The following is a 6,245-nucleotide window of genomic DNA, read 5'->3' on the forward strand; positions in this document are numbered from 1 at the left end:
GGCGAGAGCAGGGTTTGCTCACGTCGCGGCGCAGCACCCACAGCGCAAAACCCCGCCCAGCCCTGCAACGCGCCCTGGCTTACGCCATCTGCCACGCCGCGTGATGGCCAAAGTCGAGCTAAGGGGAGAGGAGGGGCGGCTTGCCACGAGGGCGCGGCGTAACACCCCAGTGCGCCGGGCGTTTAGCCTTGGAATGGCCCGGGGCGACCCGCCTACTTCTGCGTACGCCAGGAACTCACCCTTACCGAACGAGCGGAGACACCCGTGAATGCAGCCTCCGAGAGGGCGCCTGATTATGGCGCCCGCCGGTCCTGTTGCGTAATTCCAACTGAGGTCGCGCGCGTGCCCCTTTGGCGCTGATCTCAGGCGGCGCTGACCGTGTCGGGCATGCCGAGCCGGTTGTAGGTGTTGAGGATGGTGCAGCAGATCTGCACTTCGGCAACCTGACGGGCGGGATCGTGCGCCGCGAGGCGCTTGAGGCGCGAGATGGCTGTCTCGGCGAGGCTGCGGCGATGGTATCCGCTCCAGCGCTTCCAGAGGCGTCGTCCCAGGTGCCGAACGGCACGCAAGGTCTCGTTGCGGTCGCCTGCTACTAGGGTCGGCGTCTTCCAAGGTCTGCCATTGCGCCGAGGCGGCACGAGCGGGGCCGCCCTGCGGGCCGCAGCTGCCGCGTAGGCCGTGCGGGTGTCGTAGGCCCCGTTGCCGCCAATGTCGGCGATCGACTCCCCCTCCGGTAGTTGCGCCAGCAAGGCGGGGAGGATCTCGCCGTCGCCGTGCCGGTGATCGGTCATCTCGACCGCGCGGATCTCATGCTCATCCGCCTCCACCATAGATGCACCTTGCGCCAGATGCGGCGCCGGTCAGCACCGTGCCTCCGGACTTTCCACTCCCCTTCGCCCAGCACTTTAAGCCCGGTGCTGTCCACCACGAGATGCAGCGGCTCTCCACGGGGACGGTAAGGGATTACGACCGCCAGGCTGCGTTGGCGGCGCGAGAGGGTGCTGTAGTACGGCACCGGCCAGCCGAGCCCGGCCAAGCGGATGGGGCTCCCCACTAAGCCCTGGGCCGCCCGCAGCGGCAGCTGGAACAGCACCTTCAGGGTCAGCGCGCACTGGATCGCCGCGTCGCTGAAGATCCAAGGCCGGCCCCGCCGTCCCGTGCCCTCCGGCGCCTGCCAGGCCAGATCCGGCGATAGCCAGACCGTCAGGTCGCCTCGAGCAATCAGGCGCCGGTCATACTCGCGCCAATTCCGGGGCAGGTAGCGCTTCCTCGGCCTCTCAGGCCACGCTGCGTCCTTCCTCATGGCCAGCTACCCACAAGGTTTCCGCAACTGTGAGTGTACGGTTGTGGCCTGGAGGGCCTGACCCCTTACGCAATTGACCCCGTGTCATGGCGTTGATGTGTCGGCTCTCCAGGCCGCACCTGTCCGTCGAGCGGCTCGTGACTTCATAGGAGCTTGAGGGCACCCCATCCCGTCACAGTTCTGTCCGCCCGCTCGAGCGTCAGGCCCTCTGTTCGGCCTGGAGCCTCACACCATGAGCGACACCGCACCCGACGCCGACGTCATCATCGGCGTCGGCACCCACAAGTCCACCCATGCCGCCGTCGCGATCAGCGCACTTGGGGCCCGCCTCGGCAGCCTGACTATCCCAGCCAGCAACAGAGGCTACCAAGCCCTGCAGGCCTAGGCGCGGTCCCTGGGGCCAATCCGTGCGATCGGCGTTGAGGGCACAGAGTCCTACGGTGCTGGCCTGTCCCGGTTCTTGTGCGGGCAGGGGCACACCGTACTCGAGGTGAACCGTCCCAATCGCCAGCGGCGACGGAACAAGGGTAAGGACGATGTGCTCGATGCCGAGAGTGCCGCCCGTAGCGTCCTGGCAGGACAAGTCACGGCACGGCCGAAGTCCGGCACCAGCACGGTAGATGATCCGTCATCTCAAGGTGGCCCGCGAGACCGCAGTTAAGGCGCGGAGCCAGGCCATGCTGGCACTCAGGGCCATCATCGTCAGCGCGCCCTCGGCTCTGCGTGAGCAACTCGACCAACTCACCGGCAAGATGACGCTGCTCCGGCATCTTGCCGCGCTGCGTCCAGGTCCTCTCACCTCGACCACGGCATGCGCCAGGACGGGCCTGCGAGGGCTTTGTTGAAGAATTCAGGTGACGGGCACGACTACCCCTCTGTTCTGGTTTGATCAGGCGAGTGCGACGGTGTTGGGCATTCCGAGCCGGTTGTAGGTGTTGAGGATGGCGCAGCGGATCTGCACCTCAGCGACCTGACGTACAGGATCATGCGCGGCCAGCCGCTCGCCGAGGCGCTTGAGGCGCGAGATGGCGGTCTCGGCTAGGCTGCGGCTGTGGTAGCCGCTCCATCGCTTCCAGAGGCGCCGACCAAGGTGCCGAACCGCACGCAAGGTCTCGTTGCGCTCGTCCGCTCCGGCGGTGCGGGTCTTCCAGGGTTTGCCGTTGCGCCGGGGTGGCACGAGGAGTGCCGCGTTCCGGGCCGCCGCGGCCTCGTAGACCGAGCGGGTGTCGTAGGCGCCGTCACCGGTGACGGAGGCGATCCGTTCCCCTCCGGTATATGCGCCAGCAGATCGGGGAGGATCTCGCCATCACCATGCCGGTGATCCGTCATCTCGACGGCGCGGATCTCATGGCTTTCGGCATCGACCGCCAGATGCACCTTGCGCCAGACCCGTCGCCGATCAGCGCCGTCCCGGCGCACCTTCCACTCCCCTTCGCCCAGCACCTTCACCCCGGTGTGCAGCGGCTCGCCCCGGGGACGGTAGGGAATGACCACTGTCAGCCCCTGCTGCCGGCGCGAGAGGGTGCGGTAGTGCGGCACCGGCCAGTCGAGCCTCGCCATTCGGAGCAGGCTTCCCACCAAGCCCTGCGTCGCTTGCAGCGGTAGATGGAAGAGCACCCTCAGCGTCAGCACGCATTGGATCGCCGTGTCGCTGGAAACCCGAGGCCGGCCCCGCTTGCCCGTACCCTCCGGTGCATGCCAGGCCAGATCCGGCGAGAACCACAGCGTCAGGTCGCCACGGCCGATCAGGCCACGGTCGTACTCGCGCCAGTTCCGTACCCCGTACCGCTTCCTCGGCCGCTCAGGCCCCGCCGCATCCTTCCTCATGGCCGATCACCCACGAGCTTTCCGCAACAACGCCTTTACGGGCTGATCCGCGAGTTCATGCCGCCTCTGATAGAGCGGAGGGAAGGCGGCGACGCCTCCTGCTTCCCTAGCCAGAGCTCCAGCAGGCCTGGCCTGATCCTGCTCTGGTAGCCAGGGACGAGGACGACCTGAGGGGGTTGGCTCAGTAGCGGCGATGCCACCTCAGCCACCTCCCGTGCCACCCTTTCATCCTGCGGGAAGAAGTACCGGATCTGGCTGACGTTGGGGGAGGTGTCGGGAAGGATCTCGACGCTACCTGCCACGGTGACATCGGCCAACCGTCCCCGCACCCCGTCACCGATCGAGACCGCCAGGACCCTTTGGTCCTCCCGTGCTGCCTGGAGCCAGAACCGAGTGGGCGTCTGCTGGGTTGAAGCACCAGCGCAGAAGAACACATTGATGAGGCTGGGCACGCCGCTGCGAACAGCGCGCATCTCGAAGGGGGTAGAGCTTGCCCTTCTGATGCGGGCAGCCCATCCCGTCGCGGCCTCGACGCTTCCCTCGTAGTGAATCTGGTTGTTGGAGACGCGGAACCCCGCAGTTTCGTTGATTTGCGGAGCCAGGGGCAGGACCCGGACCCTGGCGAGTGGCGCGCCACCCACAGTCTCACCTTTCAGCACTGACGGCGACAACTGCTTGGCAAAGGCCTCCGCCGACGCCCTGCGGCCATCCTCGCCCTCGGCATCCACGCACCAGTAAACATCCACCGAGAAGCCGCCGCGCAGCAGTGCGTCACTCCTGTCCGGCGCCGGTTCCGAGAGGCCCTGGTAGGGCGAGGCTCCCCCAAATCGGTCCCGCGACGGCAGGGACTGGGTGGGCGGGAACGACGGAGCCAATGCCTGCGGGAACGCCACAGGCGGGGGCGCCTCGGAAGGGGAGGCGGACTGAGCCAAGGAGATCCCAGGCGTTGGTAGCGACCGCGTATCGCGCGAGGCTAGTTGCCACCGGCGCAGGTTCAACGCGCCCGACGGAAGCAGGTCTGTCCGCTGATTGGTTTGAACAGCGGTTCGGGCAAAGAACTGCGGCACCCGGGCGCGGTAGAACCAGATGGGCTCCTGCACATACGGCGTGTTGATGCTGTCGTCGGTGACCTGCTGCTCGACGTTGCCGAGCACGTCCTCGAGCCGGGCGTCGATCTGCATGTGCTTGACGAACGCCTTGCGTAGGTAGGACGCAGCGTCGCTGACCGTCCGGCCCGTTCCCGTGGCGTACATGATGCCGCGGCCCCGCGCGAGGCCTTCAGGCGCGCGCGTGTAGTCGGCATTGAGGTGGGCTACCTGACTGATGGCCTGGTTCAGCTTGGTGTAGGTCGCGGGGTCATCCCGGCAGGTATCGAGCACCAGGAGCACGTCGCAGGCGCAGCCGACCGAGACTTCGGTGAACAGCCGGTCGACAATGTCGATGCCGCCGGATCCGAAGAGTGGGACCCGTGGCGCCTGTCGGCTCTGGTTCTGTAGGAGCTTCGCCGCCCGCCCGACATCCAGGCGTGCTTGCTGGGGCAGCACATAGCTCCGTCCCAACATCTCGACGCCGTGCGCGGCTATGTAGACGAAGCCGAACCCGTTCGTCGGCGACCTCGGATCAGAACCAGTCATGCCCTCGCCGAAGCGGGTGAGTACGCCAATCAGGTTCTCGTAGCGGAGGTTGACCTCGGTCTGTCCGGGCGCGGCGCAGACCTTGATGATGTCGCCGAACGCCCAGCCGAGTTCGAGTAGGCGGCGCTCGATCTCATCAATGTCCTTGCAGGGGGAGGTGAGATTCCTGAAGGCCAGGACGTTATCGGGCAACGTGGTGCCCTCAGGAGGCGCATAGTCCTCGATCCCGATCAGCAGGGCCTTGCGGAATGAAGCCTGCCGGATGGTCATGGGCTGGCCCGCCCCCGCAGAGGGCGGAGCGGGGGCGGCCGCGGGCTGGGCCGAACCCTCAAAAGGCAGCAGCGCGGCCGCCGCGGCCAGGGACAGGGCCACAGCGATTCCGGGGAGGGTCCTTCGCCTTGCCCTCATTCCCCGAGTGTTCCGTCCTGGTAGCGCTCCGGAAGAGCCTCAAGCTCCTCGTCGAGCTTCTGCTCCGCGAAGAGGTCCGGGCTAATGCCCCTCGTCACAGCCTCTCCCTGATAGATGCCGCGCGTCTTGGTGCGCAACGCCTCCTGGGCCTTCTCTGTCTGCCAAGCGCTGGGGTGATGCATCCGCCCGCAGTTGAGCAGGGACTGGTTCTGCCGCACCCGGCCATTGGCGGCGACCTCGTAGGCCGCCCGGATGTCGCAATCATCGTGCCTGGTTCTCGGCGAGGGGCACTGGCCCGCAAACCAGCCGTCGCGGTATCCCATCCCGCCATCCGGCCGCCCCTGGCCCTGGGCAGAGAAGTAGCGGAAGCCCATGACGTTCTTCGAGAAGGGAACCTCCTGACGGGACGCGTCGAGAAAGCCCATAAAGACGACCGCATGGCCGGTCCGGGTGCGGTTGAAGTTGATGAAGTCGCCCGGCTTCAGGGAGGGAAAGTCCCGCATCTTCCCGATCCCGAAGGTCTCCAGGGCGTCGGCCGTCCCCTGAGAATCCGCCCCCTGGTACATGAAGATGTGTGACCTGATCGATCGCAGGCTTCCGTTCCGCCAATTCCGCACGGGCAGCATCGAGTAGACCGACTTCTCTGGGGGTAGCCCGTTCTCGGCCCCGCTCTTCACATAGAGGTTAAGCGCCTCGATGATGACTTCCGCTACGGCGGCCACGCACATGGTCGGATTGGGTCCCGGCACGCGCACCGGCGGCTGGGAGCTGGGTACGGTGCCAGAGGGCCCGTAGGACAGGTCCTGGGTGAAGGCGCGGCGGATGTCGTAGCCGCCGCCTTGTCGCGGGGCGGCCACCTCGCGGACCGCCCGAACGATGACTTCGTTGAAATCGGGCGGCTCCGCTGCCTGCCCCGACCTGGATGCGCCCGCGGCCAACCCAACCAGGGCTAGGCTCAGGACCCGTTAATGCGGGGTAGCGCCTGATCTCGTTGACTGATTCCATGGCGGCCGGAGGTGCTGCCATGGCTGACCTGTTCTGGCTGACGAAGGCGCAGATCCAGCGAATCACGC

The 6,245-nt window shown here is 66.8% G+C and carries 4 protein-coding genes and 2 pseudogenes; 2 read left to right on the forward strand and 4 right to left on the reverse strand.

Annotated elements, in window-relative coordinates; all coding sequences use genetic code 11:
• Positions 1–362: 362 nt before the first annotated feature.
• Positions 363–1,303, reverse strand: a pseudogene (locus tag J8J14_RS24200) (IS5 family transposase).
• 232 nt (positions 1,304–1,535) lie between these two features.
• Here J8J14_RS24200 and J8J14_RS24205 point away from each other — a divergent pair.
• Both J8J14_RS24205 and J8J14_RS24210 read left to right on the forward strand, forming a co-directional pair.
• Entirely contained in the window at positions 1,536–1,688 is a 153-nt protein-coding gene (locus tag J8J14_RS24205; RefSeq protein ID WP_209382099.1) for a hypothetical protein, read from the forward strand.
• 235 nt (positions 1,689–1,923) lie between these two features.
• Entirely contained in the window at positions 1,924–2,148 is a 225-nt protein-coding gene (locus J8J14_RS24210) for a hypothetical protein (RefSeq protein WP_209382100.1), read from the forward strand.
• Between the two features lie 44 nt (positions 2,149–2,192).
• Here J8J14_RS24210 and J8J14_RS24215 read toward each other — a convergent pair.
• The 3 genes and pseudogenes from J8J14_RS24215 to J8J14_RS24225 form a co-directional block, all read right to left on the reverse strand.
• Positions 2,193–3,130: pseudogene (locus tag J8J14_RS24215) on the reverse strand (IS5 family transposase).
• 35 nt (positions 3,131–3,165) lie between these two features.
• Entirely contained in the window at positions 3,166–5,136 is a 1,971-nt protein-coding gene (locus J8J14_RS24220) for a caspase family protein (RefSeq protein WP_209382101.1), read from the reverse strand.
• Between the two features lie 32 nt (positions 5,137–5,168).
• Positions 5,169–6,110: a hypothetical protein gene (locus J8J14_RS24225; protein ID WP_209382102.1), complete on the reverse strand. Its 942-nt coding sequence runs from the start codon at positions 6,108–6,110 to the stop codon at positions 5,169–5,171.
• Between the last annotated feature and the right edge of the window lie 135 nt (positions 6,111–6,245).

Origin of the sequence: Pararoseomonas baculiformis (genome assembly GCF_017813395.1) — a bacterium.
Classification (GTDB): domain Bacteria; phylum Pseudomonadota; class Alphaproteobacteria; order Acetobacterales; family Acetobacteraceae; genus Roseomonas; species Roseomonas baculiformis.